The organism is Pseudomonas sp. PA-4-8C (genome assembly GCF_021606625.1).
Classification (GTDB): Bacteria; Pseudomonadota; Gammaproteobacteria; order Pseudomonadales; family Pseudomonadaceae; genus Aquipseudomonas; species Aquipseudomonas lactis.
The window spans coordinates 1-861 of record NZ_WKCD01000572.1; the positions used below are offsets into that span (position 1 = coordinate 1).

General features: G+C 61.0%; 1 protein-coding gene. It reads left to right on the forward strand.

The window, feature by feature from the left end; all coding sequences use genetic code 11:
* A partial coding sequence (locus tag GIW04_RS31040) for an Ig-like domain-containing protein (RefSeq protein ID WP_236479650.1) occupies positions 1–861 on the forward strand: 861 nt, incomplete at both ends.

Below are 861 nucleotides of genomic sequence, written 5' to 3' on the forward strand. Positions count from 1 at the left end.
AAAGGGAAACACCCAAACCCCGCCCACCGCCAGTGGCCAGGCGGTGTCTGCGGTACAAACAATCGGTGGCGCTGATTCACTGCCGTCCGCCGCCGTTACCGTTCCATTGCTCAAGCCTGTACTGGGTGCAGTGGATGCGGACAAAGGCGAACTGCCGGTCACCGGCAAGCCGGGTGCGACCGTGCAGTTGCAAGACAAGGACGGTAAGCCCGTCGGTACTCCGGTCACTCTGGACAACAAAGGTCAGGGCGTGATCAAGCTGCCGCAAGGTGTGGGCGGTGAATCCGTAGGCGTGGTCGCCAAGGCCGATGGCCAGCAATCGCCAGTGGCGACCGTTGCTGTGCCACCACTGAAACCGATCCTGAGTGAGGTTGATCCACAAACCGGCAAGGTAAAAGTCACCGGCAAGCCGGGCGCAACCGTGCAGTTGCAGGACAAGGACGGCAAGCCTGTTGGCACTCCAGTGACGCTGGACGGCCAGGGTAAAGGCGAAATCCAAATCCCGACCACGGCGAGCGGCCAGGCGGTATTTGCGGTGCAGAAAGTAGATGGCGTTGATTCACTGCCATCTGCTGCCGTTACCGTTCCACTGCTTAAGCCTGTACCGGGTGTAGTGGATGCGGACAAAGGCGAACTGCCGGTGACCGGCAAGCCGGGTGCAACCGTGCAGTTGCAGGACAAGGACGGTAAGCCCGTCGGTACTCCGGTCATTCTGGACGAGAAAGGCCAAGGCGTGATCAAGTTGCCACAAGGTGTGGGCGGCGAATCCGTAGGCGTGGTCGCCAAGGCCGATGGTCAGCAGTCGCCAGCCGCGACGGTTGATGTTCCGCTGCTCAAACCGCTGCTGGGTGTTCTAAACAC